Here is a 19,616-nt window from a genome sequence, read left to right on the forward strand (position 1 = left end):
TATGTTCCCAATTCGCGATCACAACCCATCGGGCCGAACGCCTTACGTCACCTACCTGCTGCTTGCGGCAAATATCGGGATCTTCCTGAGCTATGTGGGTCTGTTCCAGGACGGGCGCGCGCTCAACGGGTTCTTCTTTCAATACGCCGCGATCCCTGCCCGTATCGCATCGGGTGACGGGTACGAGACGCTGATATCCTCGATGTTCCTGCACGGCGGCTGGATGCACCTTGCGGGCAACATGCTGTTTTTGTGGATCTTTGGCGACAATATCGAGGACGAGATGGGCCACCTGCCCTTTCTCGGCTTCTACCTCGCCACAGGCGTGGCTGCCGGGCTGGTGCACATCCTGTCCGCCCCCTATTCCACCGTGCCCACGGTGGGCGCATCCGGGGCCATCGCGGGGGTCATGGGGGCCTATCTGCTGATGTACCCACGCGCACGGGTCGACATCCTGCTGATCCTGATCGTGTTTTTCCGCATCTTCCCGATCCCTGCGTGGATCATGCTGGTGCTGTGGTTCGCCATGCAGTTCGTGGGCGGCCTCGCCGCGGACGCGACGGCGGGCGGCGTGGCATATTGGGCCCACGCAGGTGGCTTTGTCGCAGGGATGCTCGCGGCCACACCGCTCTGGCTGCGCCGTGGTGGCCCGTCCTTCTGGCGGCGCACCGACGGCCACCCACCGCACCCGGAGGCGCAATATGTCCGGTCCCGCCTGCCCAAGGTGCGCAGATGATAGCATCGTGCCATTGTGGGGCCGTGGTGCTCGACGTGACGCTGACGCGCGGGCTGGAAACGGCCGGCCGCTGCGACTGTTCGTTCTGCAAACGCCGCGCGGCCCCAGCCGTCACCGCTCCCAAGGACGGGGTGCACATCCTGCAAGGTGCGGACGCTCTCACGCTCTATCAATGGGGCACGCAAACCGCGCGCCACCATTTCTGCAAGATCTGCGGGATTTACATGTTCCACAACCGCCGCGCTGACCCGAACGAGATCGGCGTGAACATGGGCACGCTCGAAGGCGTCAACCCCGCAGAGCATGAACCGATCCCCTGGACCGATGGCATCAACCACCCGTCCGACCGAGCAGATTAGGTACGGATGATCTTGGCCAGCTGCGGGAACATCGGCTCGTTGGCACAAATGATCTCGCCATCTTCAAGGATGTCGTTGCCGGGCGTCAGCGGTTCCACCAGCCCACCGGCCTCGCGCACGATCAACAGCCCCGCGGCAATGTCCCACGCGTTCAGGCGACGCTCCCAATAGCCGTCATAGCGCCCCGCCGCGACATAGGCCAAATCCAGCGCCGCCGCCCCGAACCGCCGCACCCCGGAACAGGCGGGCATCAGGCGCGCCAGCTCTTTCAACGTCTCCGGCAGGTCTGACCGCCCGCCAAAGGGCAGGCCCGTCGAAAACAGGCCCTCGATCATTTTGGACCGCCCCGACACACGCAACCGCTGGTCGTTCATGAAGGCGCCATTGCCCTTTTCGGCAAAAAACATCTCGTCCTTGGCCGGGTCGTACACCACGCCCGCCACGATCTGCCCCTTGTGCTCCAGCGCGATGGACACGGCCCAGTGCGGCAACCCGTGCAGGAAATTCGTCGTGCCATCCAGCGGATCCACGATCCAGCGGCGCGTGGGATCCTCACCATCCGCCTCGCCCCCTTCCTCGGCCAGCCAGCCATAGGTGGGCCGCGCGCCGCGCAACTCGTCGCGGATAATCTCTTCGGCGGCCAGATCGGCCTTGGACACGAAATCGCCCGCCCCCTTCATGGACACCTGGAGGTTTTCCACCTCGCGAAAGTCCTTGACCAGCGACCGGCCCGCCTTGCGCGCGGCCTTGACCATGATGTTGAGATTTGCGCTGCCTTGCATCGGGTCGCTCCGGATGGGGGTGTGGGATCAAGGGGGCGCTATACGCCCATGCCGCGCCCTTGCCAAGGGGGCCGTCGGCTGTTCAGGTGGCCGCACCCACAAAGGAGCCCGCCATGCCCGACCAGATGCAGCACATCACCCTCGCCAGCCGCCCCACAGGCGCGCCCACGCCGGACAACTTCGCGCTCGAGACGGGCCCAGTGCCAACACCGGGTGCGGGCGAAATCCTCGTGCGCGTGCACTACATGTCCCTCGATCCGTATATGCGCGGGCGCATGGATGGCGGCAAATCCTACGCCGCAGCCACGCCCGTGGGCGCCACGATGGAAGGCGGCGGCGTCGGCGAAGTCATCGCCTCGAACTCCGACCGGTTCCAACCCGGCGATTTCGCCTTTGGCGGCTTTGGCTGGGCCACCCATGCCGTGGCGGACGCCAAGCTGTGCCGCAAGGTCGACCCGAACGCCGCACCGCTCACCACCAGCCTCGGCATGCTGGGCATGCCCGGCTTTACCGGCTGGTACGGGTTGCACAAATTGGGCCGTCCGCAGCCCGGCGAAACCCTCGTTGTGGCCGCAGCCACCGGCCCGGTGGGATCCATGGTCGGGCAACTGGCAAAGGCCATGGGCCTGCGCACCATCGGCATCGCAGGCGGGGCCGACAAATGCGCCATGGCCGTGGACAGGTTCGGCTTTGACGCTTGCCTCGACCACCGCGCCCATTCGGATGCCAAATCCCTGCGCGCGGCCCTGAACGGCGCAGCCCCGGACGGCATCGACATCTATTTCGAAAATGTCGGCGGCAAGGTCCTCGAAGCGGTGATCCCGCTGATGAACGCCCATGGGCGCATCCCGCTCTGCGGCATGATCTCATGGTACAATGCGGGCGGCCTTGGCGCGGGCGCAGAGGCGGCCATGTCCGTACCCGCCCTGTGGCGTACAATCCTCGTCCAACATCTGAACGTGCAAGGCTTCATCATCTCCAACCACTGGGACCAGATGCCCGCCTTCCTGGCCGACGTTGCCCCGCGCGTGGCCAACGGAGAGATCAAGGTGGTCGAAGACATCGTGCAAGGGCTCGAAAACGCTCCGGGCGCGTTCATGGGCCTGCTCGAGGGTCGGAACACCGGCAAACTGATCGTAAAACTCATCTGATCCGCAGCCGACACAAGGGTCCGTAGACGGGCGTCTTTGCCGGGTGCGGCTGCGTAGGCAGACGCGCCCGGTGGCAAGGGCTGCCTTTGCGCCCACAAAAGCGGCCAGCCACACAGACGATCCCTGAAACGCAGCCCTTACACGGCTTGCAACTTGCGCGCCTCTATCCGCGCCAGATCAATCAGCTTCCGCATATAGGGCTTGTCGCGCTCATCACTCCGCACCGCCGCATACAACCGCCGGGTCAGCCCCTGTTCGGTCAAAGGCCGAGTGACATAATCGCTGGAATACTTCACCTCGCGCACCACCCAGTCGGGCAGCACAGACACCCCACGATTGGACGCCACCAACAACAGGATTACCGCCGTCAACTCCGCCTGACGCACCGCCGCAGGCTCGACCTTGGCCGGGATCAGCAACTGGCTGAACACGTCCAGCCGCGTCCGTTCCACCGGATAGGTGATCAGCGTCTGATCCCTGAAATCCGCCGCATCGATCCACGGCTTCTGCGCCAGCGGATGGGTCGACGCGGCCACGAAAACCGGCGCATAATCAAAGAGTTCGACGAACTCCACGCCGGGCAGGTCCTCGGGATCCGATGACACCACCAGATCCACCTCCTCCTTCAGCAGCGCAGGCAGCGCATCAAAGGCCAGACCGGGCCGGATATCCACATCCACGTCCGGCCACGACTTGCGAAACATCTCCAGCACCGGAAACAACCACTCGAAACAGGCGTGGCACTCAATCGCGATATGCAACCGCCCCGACGATCCGTCGCGCAACCCCGTGAACTCGGCCTGCAAGGCCTCCACCTGCGGCAGCACCTGCTCGGCCAACCGCAACAGCCGCAAGCCCGCCGCCGACAGTTTCAGCGGTTTCGACCGCCGCACAAACAATTCAACTCCCGCCTGATCCTCCAACCCCTTCACCTGATGGCTCAATGCGGACTGTGTGATGTGCAACTGCTCTGCCGCCCGCGCCAACCCGCCCGCCTCGTGGATGGCCTTGATCGTGCGCAGGTGGCGAAACTCGATATGCATGCAAACCTCATGTTCTTCTTGAGAGTTATGAATTTGTCTCAAGTTACAACCTGCGGCATACAGGTGACAACCCCAATCCCCGGAGATGCCCATGACCGCCCTGTCCTTCGAGACCTTCCCGCCCAAGTCCCTCGATGCCGCATTCCATCTCTGGGATACGGTCAAGGCTCTGACCCCGCTGGCGCCGCGCTTCATCTCCGTGACCTATGGCGCAGGCGGCAGCACCCAGGCCCTGACACAGGAGGCGGCCCAGACCTTGCGCAAAACCTCCGGCCTGGCCGTCGCCGCCCACCTGACCTGCACAGGCCAAAGCCGCGCGGACGTGCTGCGCACAGCTGACCGCTACGCCGCGTCAGGCATCTCCGACATCGTGGCCCTGCGCGGGGACCCCGCCGATGGCGGTGCCTTCACACCCCATCCCGACGGGTTCGCCGACAGCGTCGCACTGATCCGTGCCCTCGCCAATGCCGGCCCTTTCAACATCCGTGTCGGCGCCTATCCCGACAGCCACCCCGATGCACAGTCCATGCGCCAGAACATCGACTGGCTCAAGGCCAAGCTCGACGCCGGCGCAAGCGAGGCGCTGACCCAGTTTTTCTTCGAGGCACACACATTCCTGCGCTTCCGCGACGCCTGCGCGGATGCAGGCATCACCGCACCCGTCACCCCTGGCATCCTGCCCATCACCAACTGGGCCCGTGCCCGCAGCTTTGCCCAGCGCTGCGGCACTCCCATCCCCGCCGCAACTGCCACAGCCTTTGACCGTGCCACGCGCGAGGACCGCGCGGACCTCTTTGCCCTGACCCACTGCGCGGACATGTGCGACACGCTGATCAGCGAAGGCGTGGACGCGCTGCACTTTTACACGCTCAACCGCCCCGACATGACACTGCAAGTCTGCCGCGCGCTTGGCCTGCTGCCTCCCGCCGCAATGCGCAACGTTGCCTGATCCGGGTCGAATTCCGCACTAGACCAATCGGTCCAATTCACCTATCGTGACCCCATCAACAGATGGACCACGCCCATGCCCCTGATCGCCCAAGGCCCCGGTGACCTGCCCAGCCAGGCCGACCTCCTGTCCATGTCCGGCCTGGAGTTCATGCAAGGCATCCTTGACGGCACCGTGCCCGCCCCCCCGATCGGCAGCACATTGGGCTACGCGCTCCACCACGTGGCCGACGGCACCGCCACTTTCCACGGCACGCCCACATTCAAGACGACCAACCCGATGGGCACCGTGCATGGCGGCTGGTATGGCACGCTGCTCGACAGCGCGATGGCCTGCGCCGTGATGACCAAAGTGCCGCGCGGCGCGATCTACACTACGCTGGAATACAAGATCAACATCACCCGCACGATCCCGCTGGGCATGACCATCGCATGCACCGGCACCGTGGACCACGCCGGGCGCAGCACGGGCGTCGCAACCGGGGAAATCCGCGGCGTGGACGATGGCAAACTCTATGCCACCGGCTCAACCACCTGCCTGATCATGACCCTGCGCTAGACCTGCGGGACGGCGGGTGGGGCGCCTTTGGCCACAGGCCAAACAGCGTCACCCCCGTCCCGGACCGATCACACGACCCCGCCACTCCGACACCCGATCCGCCAGCGACCTGGGCTCGGGCCCCATGGCCACCGACGGATGCACCCGCTCCGACGGATCCAGCCCAACCGGGCGCGGCTTGCGGGTGATGAACCAACGACCCAGGCCGCGAAACGTCCCCACGGACGGCGCTTGCGGATCCTGCGCGAACCGCCCGGCCCAGCCCTCGGGCAACGGCAGACCACTGGCTTCCGCCTGCTCCAGCATCCACACCAGCGGAATATTGGCCAAAGGTCGCGCCGCATCATAACCGGTCAAATGGCCGCCAATGTCCCCATGGGTGCCGCGAAACCACATCTGCACCAGATGCCCGTCCCAGTCCTCCCGCGTGTCCCACATCACCGGCGCATAGGCTACGCGCGTCTCGTTGCGCGCCAGCGCATGAAACCCGCGCTTCACGCTCTTGCCAAGATGATGGTTGTGAAACGCATGACGTGGCGCGCTCAGTCGCCACAGATAGGGCATGTTCAACCCCAGTGACTTGACCGTGTCCCAGGCGCCTATCATCTCGATCTCGACCGCCGCGTGGCAATGCACACCGGCAAAGGCCACCGCCGCGGCACTGTCCGGCGTGCACTCGTAATGCCGGTAAACGTCACGAATGTTGCGCTCGGTCGCCGCATCCGCGCGCAGCAGACCGACCCGGTCGATAATGCCCGCCAGCGACCGCACCGCATAGGCGCCGCGCGAATAGCCAAAGAGGTAAATTCGGTCACCAGGCCGATACCGCGAGGCGAGATAGCCATAGGCGCGCCGGATCTGCCGGTTGATCCCCCGGCCAAAGATCACGTCCCCACCGCGCCGCCAATGCGACCACTGCAAACCCGGCTCGTAATACAGCGACACCGCTGTGCCCATCTCGCCCAGCAACTTTGCGGTCAACCCCGCATTGGTCTCGTCGCCGGGCTCCAGCGTCGACATGGTGCCATCGATGATGATCACGTGAACGGTCTGGCCCCGCACCGGCGGGGCCACTTCGGCCAATCCTTTCCCGAACCGGCCCCGAAGCCAGCCCGCAATGGATTTATTCAGCCGCGATAGGACCATCCTTCAACAATTCCCAAACCTTCATCGGCGTGAACGGCATGTCCGCCTGACGCACGCCATGTTCCCACAGCGCATCCTGCACCGCATTGGATACCGCGGCCAGCGCTCCGACGGTGCCCGCCTCACCACAGCCCTTCATCCCCATGATGTTGGCTGTGGACGGCACCGGCTCGGACGTAAAACCGATGTAGGGAACGTCATCGGCACGCGGCAAGGCGTAATCCATGAACGTTGCCGTGAGCAGCTGGCCATCTTCGTCGAATTGCACATGTTCAGTCAGGGCCTGCCCGATGCCCTGCACAACCCCGCCATGCACCTGACCTTCGGCCAGCATCGGATTGATAAGGTTGCCAAAATCATCCACGACCGTATAGCGGTCGACCGTGGTGACGCCGGTGTCAGCATCGATCACAACCTCCGTGATATGGCACCCGTTGGGAAAGCTGCGCGCGTCAAGCGTGGTGCGTCGCTCGTGCACCAACAGATCCTCGCGCCCCTTCTCGCGGGCCATCTCCGCCACCTCCAGCATGGTCGGCGTCATGTTCGACCCTTCGATGCGGAACTGTTCGTCGTCAAAGGAAATCTCGGACGCGGCCACGCCCTCCTCCTCGCTGAGGAAGGCAACAAAGGCCTCCGTCATCGCCGCAACCGTGGCAAGTGTTGCAGTGTTCTGCGTCGTCACGGACCGCGACCCGCCGGTTCCACCGCCCTGCTTGATCCGGTCACTGTCACCCTGCACCACGTCGATCAGATCCACCGGGATGCCCGTCTGATCCGACAGGAACTGGGCATAGACCGTCTCGTGACCTTGCCCGTTCGACTGTGTGCCGACATAGATGTTCACGCGGCCCTCATCCGTATACTCGACCTTCGCACTTTCCGAAGGATCGCCCAGAATGCTTTCAATATAGTAACAGACCCCGATGCCCCGCAGACGCCCGGCCGCTGCATCCGCCGCCTTGCGCGCGGCGAACCCGGCCACATCGGCTTCGGCCTCGGCGCGGCGCAGCACCTTGTCGAAATCGCCCACGTCATAGGTCTCGTCCACCAACGTGTCGTATGGAAACTGGTCCGGCTTGATGAAATTGATCCGGCGCAGCTCCATCGGATCCACCCCCAGCTCGCGCGCGGCCCGGTCGATGGCCCGCTCGAGGATATAAATCGCCTCCGGCCGCCCGGCCCCACGATAGGCATCCACTTGCGTCATGTTGGTGTAATAGCCGACCGACCGCAAAAACGCCGCCGGCATGTCATAGACCCCGGTCAGCACCCGCGAAAACAACTGCGTCTGGATGTACTGCGCGAACTGCGAATTATACGCCCCCATGTTCGCCTCAGTCAGAACGCGGTAGCCAATGATGCAGTGATTTTCGTCAAAGGCCAGCTCGGTCAGCGACGTCAGATCGCGTCCCGCATTGTCCGAAAGCATTGCTTCGGTCCGTTCCGACATCCAGCGCACAGGGCGCTGCAACGCGCGGGCGGCGTGGGCCACCACGAAATACTCCGGATACATGAACGCCTTCATCCCGAATCCGCCGCCGGTGTCAGGGTTGGTCACACGGATGGCGTCCTCGGGCATGTCGAGGGCCGTGGCCAGCACACCCTTGGGTCCCCAGACCCCCTGCCCGTTGATCGCCACGTGCAACCGGTCGCCATCTGGCTCGGCATAGCATCCGCGCGGCTCCATCGAGTTGACGATCACCCGGTTGTCCGCCACGTCCAGCGCCACCACACGCGCCGCCGCCTCAAAAGCCGCGTTGGTTGCGTCCTCGTCTCCGATCGCCCAGTCATAGACCACATTGTCCGGCGCTTCCGGATGGATCGGTTCGCCACCCTTGGCCGTGTCCATCTTGGCCGGCAGATCGTCATAGTCGAGCATGATCATCTCACCGGCATCGCGGGCCTGCGCCAGCGTGTCGGCAATCACAACGGCTACGGGCTCGCCCACGAACCGCAACCGGTCCCGCGCCAGCACGGGGCGCTCGGGATTGGCTCCGTCGCTGCCATCGCGGTTCTTGATCAGTGCCGCCGGCATCCCGACCTTCATGCCCGCCGCTTCAAGGTCCGCCAACGTATAAACAGCGTGCACGCCATCGGCCTCACGGGCGTCGCTCACGTCCAGTTCGGTGATGACGCCATGCGCCACGGGCGACCGAAACACGAATGTCTGCAACGCACCGTCGGGCGCAATGTCATCGACATACCGCCCCTCCCCGGTCAGGAAACGAACATCTTCGCGGCGAATGACGGGTTGGCTCTTGCCGAACTTATCCATGGGAAAGCTCCTGTCGCTGGAGGGGACTGGTTGACTGCGAACCTAGCGACACCTGAGCCAGTGTCCAGAGCCAGAAACGACTAGGACTTGCCAACATCCGGCACGGTGGCCGCAGCCGCGCGCGGGCCGACATCGCCAACCCACCATGTTTTGCCCCGGCTGTCGCGAAAAACCTCGATGTCGGATGTGGGTCCATACCGGAAATAGCGGGTCCTGGAGCTTGACGGCAGGCTTTCCCCCATCTCACCCCGCGCATCGCGCCAAACCAGCACATATGTCCGCGACTCCGCATCCTTGGACTTGCTGACACGCTCATCAACATAGTGCACCTTGGCCCACTCCGCCCGACCGTATTTCCTGGCCCGCAACGCCTCGACAGCCGGGCGCGCGGTCCACCAGAACGCACCAAGCGCAGCAAGGCCAAACCCCAGCGACACCCACCGCATGACCTGACCGCCCTGCCAGATGTGACCAACCGTGTGTTCCATGACCCGTGGCCGACTGGCCAGATACCGGATATCGCGCGATGCACCCGGCACCATATCGCGGAAAACGCCCCGACTGACCTTGCGCTCCACCACCATCGGACCATCCGCAGTCTCGTAGGCAAAGGTCACATGGTACGCCGTCTCGGTCTCCCCATCGCGCCGCAAGGTCTCCGTCCGCCGATCCGTCACGGTGGCCGAGGTCACAATCCCCTCGACATCAAACGCCAGTCCCAGCTTGAGCGACTGGTAACTGAAGGCCGCAGCAAAGCCGACAAAGATCACCAGCACAACAGGAAACAACGCCCCCTTGGCAATCCACAGAACAAAGACACCGGGCGCGGGCCCATCGGTGTAATCCTTCATGCACCGCAGGCTAATCCAACATCACGGGCGCCAAAACCCCCCTTCCCTTCACCGGCCCCCACCGCTATCTCACGGCCAACAGAAAAAGGGATCAGCGCCATGGCACTGGGAAAGTTCAACGCCGCCGAAGTCGAACCTCGGATCTATGCCGATTGGGAGGCTGCGGGCTGCTTTGCCGCCGGGGCAAACGCACGCACGGATGCGGCGACCTACTGCGTCATGATCCCGCCCCCCAACGTCACCGGCGTCCTGCACATGGGCCACGCGTTCAACAACACGCTTCAGGACGTGCTGGTCCGCTGGCACCGGATGCGCGGCTTTGACACGCTCTGGCAACCGGGCACGGACCACGCCGGCATCGCCACGCAAATGGTGGTCGAACGGCGTCTGGCCGAACAGCAACAGCCCAGCCGGACCGAACTGGGCCGCGAGGCGTTCACGCAAAAGATCTGGGATTGGAAGGCCGAAAGCGGCGGCACCATCGTGTCCCAACTCAAGCGCCTCGGCGCGTCCTGCGACTGGTCGCGCGAGGCCTTCACCATGTCCGGCGCGCCGGGTGCGCCCGACGGGAACGATGGCAACTTCCACGACGCGGTGATCAAGGTCTTTGTCGACATGTACAACAAGGGCCTGATCTACCGCGGCAAGCGGCTGGTCAACTGGGACCCGCATTTCGAGACAGCGATCTCGGACCTCGAGGTCGAGAACATCGAAGTGCCGGGCCACATGTGGCACTTCAAATACCCGCTCGCGGGCGGCGAGACCTACACCTATGTGGAAAAGGACGCGGACGGGAACGTCACCCTGACCGAGGAACGCGACTACATCTCCATCGCCACGACGCGCCCCGAAACCATGTTGGGCGACGGCGCCGTCGCTGTTCACCCATCGGATGAGCGCTACGCGCCAATCGTCGGAAAACTTTGCGAAATTCCGGTTGGCCCCAAGGAACACCGTCGTCTTATCCCGATCATCACGGACGAATACCCCGACCCCGACTTCGGCTCCGGCGCGGTCAAGATCACCGGTGCGCACGACTTCAATGACTATCAGGTCGCCAAACGCGGCGGCATCCCGATGTACAACCTGATGGACACAAAGGCGAACATGCGCGCCGACGGCCAACCATACGCCAAAGAGGCCGCCGTGGCCCAGGCCATCGCCAACGGTAAACAAGAGTTCGACGAGGCGATGATCGCCGCCATGAACCTGGTGCCGGACGAATACCGCGGCCTCACCCGTGAAGAGGCCCGCAAACGTGTGGTCGCCGACATCACCGCCGAAGGCAACGCTGTCATGATCCCCAACCCGGATTACGACGCCGAGGCCGAGGCAGACCCCGACCGTAGGGTGGGCAATCTGCCCACCATCCCCATGGTCGAAAACAAACCCATCATGCAGCCCTTCGGCGACCGCTCCAAGGTGGTCATCGAACCCCTGCTCACCGACCAATGGTTCGTGGACACCGACAAGATCGTCGGCCCCGCGCTAGACGCGGTGCGCAATGGCGACGTCAAAATCCTGCCCGAAAGCGGGGAGAAGGTCTATTACCACTGGCTCGAAAACATCGAGCCTTGGTGCATCTCGCGCCAGCTTTGGTGGGGGCACCAGATCCCGGTTTGGTATGGGCCCAAGTTTGACGAAGAATTCCTCCAAAACGGGATTGCTGATCAACGCGATCGCGAAGCCGCCGATGAAACCTATTGGTGGAAGCTCGACAATGCGGTCGCCTTCTGCGCTGCAGATGAAAAATCCGTGCTCAATAGTGCGCGCGAATACTATGGAGATCGCTTTGAAATCTCACTCGGAAAAGCGTCGGGAACCGTTGGCGATTTGCACCCAAGGCTTCACACACAGATAAATTTGCGGGGGAAAGGCGGCGAAACCACGGATGAGGACCAGTTTTGGGTTTCACTGGTGCGCGACCCAGACGTCCTCGACACCTGGTTCTCTTCCGGCCTCTGGCCCATTGGCACCCTCGGCTGGCCCGAGGACACGGACGAACTCGCCAAGTATTTTCCGACGAGTGACCTCATCACCGGCCAGGACATCCTGTTCTTCTGGGTTGCCCGCATGATGATGATGCAGCTGGCTGTTACCGATACCATCCCCTTCGACACCGTCTACCTCCACGGCCTCGTCCGCGACGCCAAGGGCAAGAAGATGTCGAAATCCACCGGCAACGTCGTGGACCCGCTCGACCTGATCGACGAATACGGCGCGGATGCCCTGCGCTTTGCCTCCGCGGCTATGGCGTCGCTCGGCGGCACGCTCAAACTCGACACCCAGCGCATCGCGGGCTACCGCAACTTCGGCACCAAACTCTGGAACGCGGCCAGCTACGGCGAGATGCGCGGCGTGTTTGACCTGCCCCATTCCGACACTGTCCCCGCGGGGACACGCCACCCGCTCAACCGCTGGATCAAGGGCGAAGTGGCCAAAACCCGCGAAATCGTGGACCAGGCCCTGACCGATTACCGCTTCAACGACGCGGCCTCCGCGCTCTACGCCTTCACCTGGAACACGTTCTGCGACTGGTATCTGGAATTCACCAAACCGATCTTTGACGAAGGCACCGCCGAAGAAATCGCGGAAACCAAGGCCACCTATGCCTGGGCGCTGGATCAATGCCTGATCCTGCTGCACCCCATCATGCCCTTCATCACCGAAGAGCTCTGGCAACAAAAACAGCGTCCCAAACGTCTGATCCACGCTGACTGGCCGGACTATACCACCGACCTCGTGGATGCCGAGGCAGATGTCGAACTGAACTGGGTCATCAAGCTGATCGAGGCCATCCGCTCGGCCCGCGCGCAGATGCACGTCCCCGCCGGTGCCTACGTGCCGTGCGTGGTCAAGGGGTTCGCGCCAGACGCCAAAGCGGCATACGAGCGCAACAAGGCGCTGATCCACCGCTTCGCCCGGCTCGAAAGCCTCGAAGAAGTCGCTGATTTCCCCAAAGGCACCGTGGCCCTCGCTGTTTCGGGCGGCACCTTCGGTCTGCCCCTTGCGGATGTCATCGATGTAGACGCCGAAGTGGCCCGGCTCGAAAAGACCCTCGGCAAGCTGGCCAAGGAACTGGGCGGTCTGCGCGGACGGCTCAAGAACCCGAAATTCGCCGAAAGCGCGCCCGCAGAGGTGGTCGAGGAAACCAAGGCCAACCTCGCCCTGCGCGAAGACGAAGAAGCCAAACTGCAAGAGGCTCTGGCCCGGCTCAAGGAACTCTGAGCCGGTGCTGCGGGTGGCTGTTCAGGCACCCGCGCACGCAAAATGAGGGCTCACCTGTCAGCCGCCGCCAAGAATCGCGTCGCCGCAAGGCGGCCTTTGGATCACGTGAACACAGGCGGGCGTTTCTGGATCTGGGCGGCGACGACCTCCATCTGGTCGGGCGTCCCGATCAGCGCGGCTTGGGCGCGGCTTTCCTCCAACAGGACATCCTCAGCCGGATGGGATTCCGCGAATGCAATCAATGCCTTGGCCGCACGCAGAGCCGAGGGCGATTTCTGCGTCAGGCCCGCGGCCAACTCGAGCGCAGCCGCAACCGGATCGTCGGCCAGCTCGGTCACCAGCCCCCACGCTTCGGCCTGCGCCGCCCCGATCGGGGTCGCAGTGTAGGTCAACTTGCGCAACACATCCGACCGCACGAGACGCGGCAACAGGACCATCCCGCCCATATCCGGCACGATGCCCCACTTCATCTCCATAACCGCCAGTTTGGCATCGGGCGACGCGATGCGGATGTCAGCCCCCAGCGCCAGTTGCAGCCCCGCGCCATAGCACACGCCATGCACGGCGGCGATCACGGGCATAGGACAGCGGGTCCAGACCATCGCAACCTCCTGCCACTGGTTCGTGGTGCCGTCCCCGTGGGTGCGTGGCATCAGCAGCTCACCCGGATCCTTGCCGATCATCGCGCCAAGGCTGCCCACGTCAATGCCAGCGCAAAATCCTTTGCCCGCGCCCGACACAACGCAGACGCGCGCGTCCGAGGCCGCAACCTCAAGACCCGCAGCAATCACGGCGTCGATCATGGCCTGATCGACCGCGTTCATCTTGTCGGGCCGTGTCAAGCGGACGTGGGCAATGTGATCTTCGTAGGTGATGGTGACGCGGGGCGTGTCGGACATGGCGAGTTCCTTCTGCTTTGCCCCACCCAAGCCGATTGCTGTTGACTTGGCCAGAAAAACGTCAGGGCACCACGCGTTCCACGGCGCGCATCATGCCCAGGCCCTTGTCATAGACCAGCGTCAGGATGCGGCGCCCCCCTGTGCGGGTGGCTACGGCAGGCACTGTGCGCACCGCACTGGCCGCCAGTGCGGTGACGATGAAACCGCGGCGTGTCAGGTCTGGCATATCTCGCTCCCTAGTTGCGAATGATTCTCATATAGGAGCGCCCCGCCCAATCTCCAAATCCTTGCCCACGCCGCGCGCCCGCGCTAGGCCTTGGCCATGACAGATCTTCGCCTGACCCCGCTTGCCGCCAGCCTTCCCTCGACCGTGCCCTTTGTCGGCCCCGAAGCGCAGGAGCGCGCGCGTGGTGCGGCGTTCGACGCGCGGCTGGGGGCCAATGAGAGCGTCTTTGGCCCCTCGCCCGCTGCCGTGGCCGCGATGGCGCAGGCCGGGCAGTGGATGTATGGCGACCCGGAAAACCACGACCTGCGCCAAGCCCTTGCCACCCATCACGGGATCGCGCCCGAACACATTATGGTGGGCGAAGGGATCGACGGCCTGCTGGGGTACCTCGCGCGTCTGTTCGTGGGGCCCGGTGATCATGTTGTGACGTCGCTGGGCGCGTATCCGACGTTCAACTACCATGTCGCGGGCTACGGCGGCACCATCCACACCGTGCCTTATGTGGACGACCACGAAGACCCCGCGTCCCTCTTTGCCAAGGCGGCGGAGGTTGGGGCCAAGCTGGTTTACCTCGCCAATCCCGACAATCCGATGGGCACGGTCCATGATGGTGCGACCCTGCTGCGCGCGATGGCGCACCTGCCCGAGGGCACCGTGCTGATCCTTGACGAGGCCTATGTCGAATGCGCGCCCGCAGGCACCGCGCCGGACATCGCCCCCACTGACCCGCGCGTCGTCAGGATGCGCACCTTTTCAAAGGCTTATGGCATGGCGGGGGCGCGGGTCGGCTATGCGATTGGGGCGGCCCCGTTGATTGATGCGTTCAACAAGGTGCGCAATCATTTCGGCATGAACCGGTCGGCACAGGCCGGGGCGCTGGCGGCATTGCAGGACCAGGATTACCTACGCAGCGTCGTTGCACAGATCGGGGCGGCACGCGAGACCATCGCCCGGATCGCGACCGAGAACGGGCTGACGCCCCTGCCGTCGGCCACAAATTTCGTGGCCATCGATTGCGGGCGCGACGGGGCCTTCGCCAAAGCGGTGCTCGATGGCCTGATCGCGCGGGGCATCTTCGTGCGCATGCCCTTTGCCGCGCCGCAAAACCGTTGCATCCGGGTCAGTTGTGGCACGCAGGCCGACCTGGCGGCCTTTGCCACCGCGCTACCCCCTGCCCTCGCGGAGGCGCAGGGGGGCTGACACGTCAGAATGTCGCAGTATACTCGCGGGCAGTTCGCTTTGTCTTCGAGGGTGTCATGGACGATCACCGCATGGGCCGCGCGCCGAATTACACCAGCGCCTGCATTGTCATGTTCGGCGTAAACATCACGTGGATCCTTGTTGCAATCTGGGCGATCTGGGGCCTGATCGCCGCCGTATTGCTGGGGCTTGGCGTTAACCACCTGATCGAGCGCGGCCGCGTTTGGGCCGCAGAACGGCAGGCCGCATCGATCCGGCGTGGCAAGAACGTCTAGCCCTTGGCAATCACCTGTGCCGCGGCCTCGAGCGCGCCGGTCCCGTGCGGGATATCGAGCGCGGTCAGACCCGTTTCGATGCCGCCCAGGAGGCCCATGATCATGTGGCCGTTCACATGGCCCATATGGCCCAGCCGGAAAAACCCGTGCCAGGCCGGATCCCCCGGAGGGGCCATGCCCAAACCGATGCCGAGCGTCAGGCCCAGATGTTCGGACACCCAGTCACGCAGCGCGGTGCCGTGCGGGGAACCCAGCCGCAAGGCGGTGACGGCGGTACTGCGATCCTCGGCGCGGGCCACGTTCAATTCGAGCGGGCCGGTCTGTGCCCACGTCTCGCAGGCGGCCCAGATCGCGCGCGCCAGCAGGGTGTGGCGGGCCCAGACATGCTCGATCCCCTCGGCGTGGATCATGTCGAGCGCGGTGCGCAGCCCATAGAGGTGATGCGTGGGCGCGGTGCCGTTCCAGTACATAAAGAACTCTTGCGGGTTGGCGCGCGGTTCCCAATCCCAGTAGCGGCTGACGCGGGGCATGGCGGCGCGCACGGCCTGCGCGCGGTCGTTGAAGAACACGAAACTCATGCCCGGCGGCACCATCAGCCCCTTTTGACAGCCCGTGACCATCACATCCACACCCCAGGCGTCCATTTCGAACCGGTCACAGCCCAGTGACGCGATGCAATCGGCCATCAAAAGCGCGGGGTGGTCCAGATCGTCGAGAATACGCCGCAGCGCGGGCACATCGTTGCGCACGGATGTGGACGTGTCGACATGCACCGCCAGTACCGCCTTGATCGCATGGCCGGTATCAGCGCGCAGGGCGTCGGCGATCTGGTCCAGATCCCATGGCGCGCGCTTGCCAAAGTCGAGGATTTGCGCGCGCGCGCCCAGCCCCTCGGCCATCTCGGCCCAACCATGGGCAAAGCGCCCTGTTGCGGGCACCAGTACCGTGTCATCGGGAGCCACCGTGTTGGCCAATGCGGCCTCCCATGCGGCGTGGCCGTTGCCGATATACATGGCAACATGGCCATCCGTCCGCGCCACGGCCTTAAGATCCGGCACAAGGCTGGCCGCGATATCGATCAGCTCGCCCGCATAGATATTCGGGGCCGCGCGGTGCATCGCCTGCAACACGGCCTCGGGCATGACGGACGGGCCCGGAATGGCAAGGTAGGCACGACCCTGACTGGCGATGGATGTGGTGGACATGGCGTTCTCCGAAGCGTTGCCCGCGCACCCTAGCGTGCTGCGGCGCGGCGTCAATCAGCGCAGTGCTTGCCCTGCCCCACCGCCCGCGATACATCTTTGGCTCAACGGAACAGATCGGAGCGCGGCCCGCACGCCGCACGTATCCACACGTGACCTCACCCAACACACCAGACACGCCAAGTGCACCTTCGGGCCCGTTGCTGCGGTGGCTCTGGACCAACTATCTGAAAAAGCACGCGCGCATCATGGGTGTGGCCGTGTTCTTCATGCTGATCGAAGGATCGATGCTGGGGGCGCTGGCCAAGCTGATGGAACCGATGTTCGATCAGGTCTTTGTGGCCGGGGACGCGGGCATGCTGTTCTGGGTGGGCGCGCTGGTCGTGATGACATTCGTGGTGCGCGCCGTGTCGTCGGTCATTCAAAAGCTGATCCTGACCCGCGTGGCGCTCAAGACCAGTGCCGCGCTGCGGATGGACCTGCTGGACCGGATCATGTTGCAGGACGGCGCCTTTCACCAGATCCACCCGCCGGGGTTCCTGATCCAGCGGGTACAGGGCGATGTGGGCGCGGTGGGCGACGTGTGGCGCGCCATCATCACCGGCGCGGGCCGCGACCTGATGGGGCTGATTGTCCTGCTGGGCGTGGCGATCAGCGTCGATCCGGTCTGGGCCCTGCTGGCCTGTATCGGCATCCCCGTTCTGGTCCTGCCGGCAGCCATGGCGCAGCGGTTCGTGCGGGCGCAGGCGCGCAAGTCGCGCGATCTGGGCGCCACGCTGGCCACGCGGCTGGATGAGGTATTTCACGGCATCGTGCAGATCAAGCTGAACGCGCTGGAACGTTACCAGGCGTCGCAATATCGCAGTCTGACCCAACGGTTCATCAAGACCGAGTCAAAAACCGCCTTTGGTGCCGCGACCATCCCGGCGATGATCGACATCATCTCGGGCGTCGGGTTCATGGCCGTGATCCTTTATGGCGGGTCCGAGATCATCTCGGGCGAAAAGACCATCGGCCAGTTCATGACGTTCTTTACCGCGATGGGCTTTGCCTTTGATCCGATGCGGCGGCTGGGCAACATTTCGGGCCTGTGGCAGGCGGCGGCGGCGTCCATCGAGCGGGTCAAGGAATTGCTGGACGCACCATTGGCGCTCACCTCCCCCGACACGCCCGCAGTGGCCCCAGGTGGGGTGCCCGAAATTGCCATCGAGGGCGCGTCGCTGTCCTATGGTGACACGCGCGTGCTGGACGATGTCAGCCTGATTGCGCGGCCCGGCGAGACAACTGCGCTGGTGGGGGCTTCGGGTGCCGGGAAATCCAGCATCTTCAACCTGCTGACGCGCCTTGTGGATCCGCAAAGCGGTACGGTGCGCATTGGCGGGGTGCCCACCATCGAGATGTCGCTGACCGATCTGCGTGGGCTTTACTCCGTGGTGACGCAAGAGGCGCTGCTGTTCGATGAGACCTTGCGGGAAAATGTGTTGCTGGGGCGCACGGATGTCAGCGACGACCGCTTGCAGGCGGCACTTGATGCGGCTCATGTGACCGACTTTCTCGACAAGCTGCCCGATGGCCTCGACACCCATGTGGGGCCGCGCGGCTCTGCCTTGTCTGGTGGACAGCGGCAACGGGTGGTGATCGCGCGCGCGCTGTTGCGCGACACGCCTGTGCTGCTTCTGGACGAGGCGACCTCGGCGCTGGATGCCCAATCGGAAAAGGTGGTGCAGACCGCGCTCGACCGGTTGTCCAAGGGGCGCACAACACTGGTGATCGCGCACCGGTTGGCCACCATTCGCGGGGCTGACAAGATCGTGGTCATGGACCGCGGCAAAGTGATGGATTCCGGCACACACGAAGAGTTGCTGGAGCGCGGCGGGATCTATGCCGATCTCTACCGCTTGCAGTTCAAGGACGGCAAAACGGTCATCGACGGGACCATGACGCCCGGATTTGGCGGCGATGGGCAGCGGGCCGAACCGCCCGCACCGGGCCTGTTGACCCGGCTCTGGACACGTCTGGCGGGCTGATCAGCGTTCGCGGCGGTAGGCCCGGGCCAGGGCCTGTGTGTCGGCCCCCGACAGATAACGCAGCAAGGTCCAAAGATTGCGCGCGCCGCGCCGTATCCAGCCCTGATGACGGTACTTGGCGGCACTGGTCACTGCCACACCGTCCAGCGCCTGCAACTGCCCCGACAGCGCGCGGGCCATGGCGACATCCTCCATCAGCGGAATGTCCTGATACCCACCCACCGCGTCATAGAGCGTGCGGCGGATCAAGAGCCCCTGATCCCCGTATGGCAGCCCGAGGAAGCGGGCCCGCAGGTTGGCCCATCCAGCAACGAAGCGCCCCCCATGATCAAAGCGCAACGCGAAATAGCCCGCCCGCGCCTGCCAGAGATGCGCGTCCACCGCAGCGGTCCAGCCGGGTGCCAGAACGGTGTCCGCATGCAGGATCAGCAACCATTGGCCCCGCGCCATGTCACAGCCACGGCGCAATTGGCCCCCGCGCGAGGCGGGGCCTTCGCAGAAGTTGGCCCCCCAAGCCTCTGCCAGCACGCGCGTTTCATCCGTTGAACCACCATCGGTCACGATCAGCTCTGCGATCAGGCCCGCCTCGACGCCCTCCATCAACGCAGCCAGACAGGCCTGAAGCTGCGGCGCCGCGTTCAGCGTGGGTACGATCACGGATATTGGTGCGGGCACGACGCCTTCTCCCCTTTTGCACGTGGAGTTGGCT

The 19,616-nt window shown here is 64.3% G+C and carries 18 protein-coding genes; 9 read left to right on the top strand and 9 right to left on the bottom strand.

Going from position 1 to position 19,616, the window contains the following annotated elements:
• The first annotated feature begins 1 nt into the window (after nt 1).
• Both Q0949_RS09075 and Q0949_RS09080 read left to right on the top strand, forming a co-directional pair.
• Entirely contained in the window at nt 2-736 is a 735-nt protein-coding gene (locus Q0949_RS09075) for a rhomboid family intramembrane serine protease (RefSeq protein WP_299370738.1), read from the top strand.
• Nucleotides 733-1,095 carry a GFA family protein gene (locus Q0949_RS09080; protein ID WP_299370740.1) on the top strand — a complete coding sequence of 121 codons (363 nt, stop codon included), beginning with the start codon at nt 733-735 and terminating at the stop codon, nt 1,093-1,095. The genes Q0949_RS09075 and Q0949_RS09080 overlap by 4 nt, the downstream gene beginning before the upstream one ends.
• Here the strand turns inward: Q0949_RS09080 and Q0949_RS09085 are convergent.
• Nucleotides 1,092-1,877: an inositol monophosphatase family protein gene (locus Q0949_RS09085; RefSeq protein ID WP_299370742.1), complete on the bottom strand. Its 786-nt coding sequence runs from the start codon at nt 1,875-1,877 to the stop codon at nt 1,092-1,094. The genes Q0949_RS09080 and Q0949_RS09085 overlap by 4 nt on opposite strands.
• Before the next feature lie 113 nt (nt 1,878-1,990).
• On the opposite strand from Q0949_RS09085, the gene Q0949_RS09090 reads away from it, so the two are divergent.
• Entirely contained in the window at nt 1,991-3,028 is a 1,038-nt protein-coding gene (locus Q0949_RS09090; RefSeq protein ID WP_299370744.1) for an NADP-dependent oxidoreductase, read from the top strand.
• A 137-nt stretch (nt 3,029-3,165) separates the two neighbouring features.
• On the opposite strand, the gene Q0949_RS09095 is transcribed toward Q0949_RS09090, so the two are convergent.
• Nucleotides 3,166-4,071, bottom strand: coding sequence for a LysR family transcriptional regulator (locus Q0949_RS09095; protein WP_299370746.1), 906 nt, complete (start codon nt 4,069-4,071; stop codon nt 3,166-3,168).
• An 85-nt stretch (nt 4,072-4,156) separates the two neighbouring features.
• On the opposite strand from Q0949_RS09095, the gene Q0949_RS09100 reads away from it, so the two are divergent.
• Both Q0949_RS09100 and Q0949_RS09105 read left to right on the top strand, forming a co-directional pair.
• A complete protein-coding gene (locus Q0949_RS09100; protein WP_299370748.1) occupies nt 4,157-5,020 on the top strand; it encodes a methylenetetrahydrofolate reductase in 864 nt (287 codons plus the stop codon).
• Between the two features lie 75 nt (nt 5,021-5,095).
• Nucleotides 5,096-5,578 (top strand): PaaI family thioesterase, encoded by a 483-nt coding sequence (locus Q0949_RS09105; RefSeq protein ID WP_299370750.1) that lies wholly within the window; start codon nt 5,096-5,098, stop codon nt 5,576-5,578.
• Nucleotides 5,579-5,626: 48 nt separating this feature from the next.
• Here the strand turns inward: Q0949_RS09105 and Q0949_RS09110 are convergent, their stop codons facing one another.
• The 3 genes from Q0949_RS09110 to Q0949_RS09120 form a co-directional block, all read right to left on the bottom strand.
• A complete protein-coding gene (locus tag Q0949_RS09110) occupies nt 5,627-6,724 on the bottom strand; it encodes a DUF2235 domain-containing protein (RefSeq protein ID WP_299370752.1) in 1,098 nt (365 codons plus the stop codon).
• Complete coding sequence (locus Q0949_RS09115) at nt 6,702-8,999, bottom strand: xanthine dehydrogenase family protein molybdopterin-binding subunit (protein ID WP_299370754.1); 2,298 nt, start codon at nt 8,997-8,999, stop codon at nt 6,702-6,704. The genes Q0949_RS09110 and Q0949_RS09115 overlap by 23 nt, the downstream gene beginning before the upstream one ends.
• Nucleotides 9,000-9,079: 80 nt before the next feature.
• The gene (locus Q0949_RS09120; RefSeq protein WP_299370756.1) at nt 9,080-9,850 is read right to left on the bottom strand and encodes a DUF3592 domain-containing protein; all 771 of its coding nucleotides are present in this window, start codon (nt 9,848-9,850) and stop codon (nt 9,080-9,082) included.
• A gap of 99 nt (nt 9,851-9,949) precedes the next feature.
• On the opposite strand from Q0949_RS09120, the gene Q0949_RS09125 reads away from it, so the two are divergent.
• Entirely contained in the window at nt 9,950-13,078 is a 3,129-nt protein-coding gene (locus Q0949_RS09125; protein WP_299370758.1) for a valine--tRNA ligase, read from the top strand.
• A 101-nt stretch (nt 13,079-13,179) separates the two neighbouring features.
• On the opposite strand, the gene Q0949_RS09130 is transcribed toward Q0949_RS09125, so the two are convergent.
• Complete coding sequence (locus Q0949_RS09130) at nt 13,180-13,977, bottom strand: crotonase/enoyl-CoA hydratase family protein (protein ID WP_299370760.1); 798 nt, start codon at nt 13,975-13,977, stop codon at nt 13,180-13,182.
• Between the two features lie 61 nt (nt 13,978-14,038).
• Nucleotides 14,039-14,203, bottom strand: coding sequence for a Tat pathway signal protein (locus Q0949_RS09135; protein WP_299370762.1), 165 nt, complete (start codon nt 14,201-14,203; stop codon nt 14,039-14,041).
• A 96-nt stretch (nt 14,204-14,299) separates the two neighbouring features.
• Between Q0949_RS09135 and Q0949_RS09140 the strand changes: the two genes are divergently transcribed.
• On the top strand, nt 14,300-15,403 hold the full coding sequence (locus Q0949_RS09140; RefSeq protein ID WP_299370764.1) for a pyridoxal phosphate-dependent aminotransferase: 1,104 nt from the start codon (nt 14,300-14,302) through the stop codon (nt 15,401-15,403).
• A gap of 56 nt (nt 15,404-15,459) precedes the next feature.
• Nucleotides 15,460-15,678 carry a hypothetical protein gene (locus Q0949_RS09145; RefSeq protein ID WP_299370766.1) on the top strand — a complete coding sequence of 73 codons (219 nt, stop codon included), beginning with the start codon at nt 15,460-15,462 and terminating at the stop codon, nt 15,676-15,678.
• Here the strand turns inward: Q0949_RS09145 and Q0949_RS09150 are convergent.
• Nucleotides 15,675-16,883, bottom strand: coding sequence for an aminotransferase class V-fold PLP-dependent enzyme (locus Q0949_RS09150; protein WP_299370768.1), 1,209 nt, complete (start codon nt 16,881-16,883; stop codon nt 15,675-15,677). The genes Q0949_RS09145 and Q0949_RS09150 overlap by 4 nt on opposite strands.
• A 149-nt stretch (nt 16,884-17,032) precedes the next feature.
• On the opposite strand from Q0949_RS09150, the gene Q0949_RS09155 reads away from it, so the two are divergent.
• Entirely contained in the window at nt 17,033-18,907 is a 1,875-nt protein-coding gene (locus Q0949_RS09155; protein WP_299370770.1) for an ABC transporter ATP-binding protein, read from the top strand.
• Here the strand turns inward: Q0949_RS09155 and Q0949_RS09160 are convergent, their stop codons facing one another.
• A complete protein-coding gene (locus Q0949_RS09160) occupies nt 18,908-19,582 on the bottom strand; it encodes a TIGR04283 family arsenosugar biosynthesis glycosyltransferase (RefSeq protein ID WP_299370772.1) in 675 nt (224 codons plus the stop codon).
• Nucleotides 19,583-19,616 lie beyond the last annotated feature (34 nt).

Source organism: uncultured Tateyamaria sp. (assembly GCF_947487805.1).
In the GTDB taxonomy this organism is placed as follows: domain Bacteria; phylum Pseudomonadota; class Alphaproteobacteria; order Rhodobacterales; family Rhodobacteraceae; genus Tateyamaria.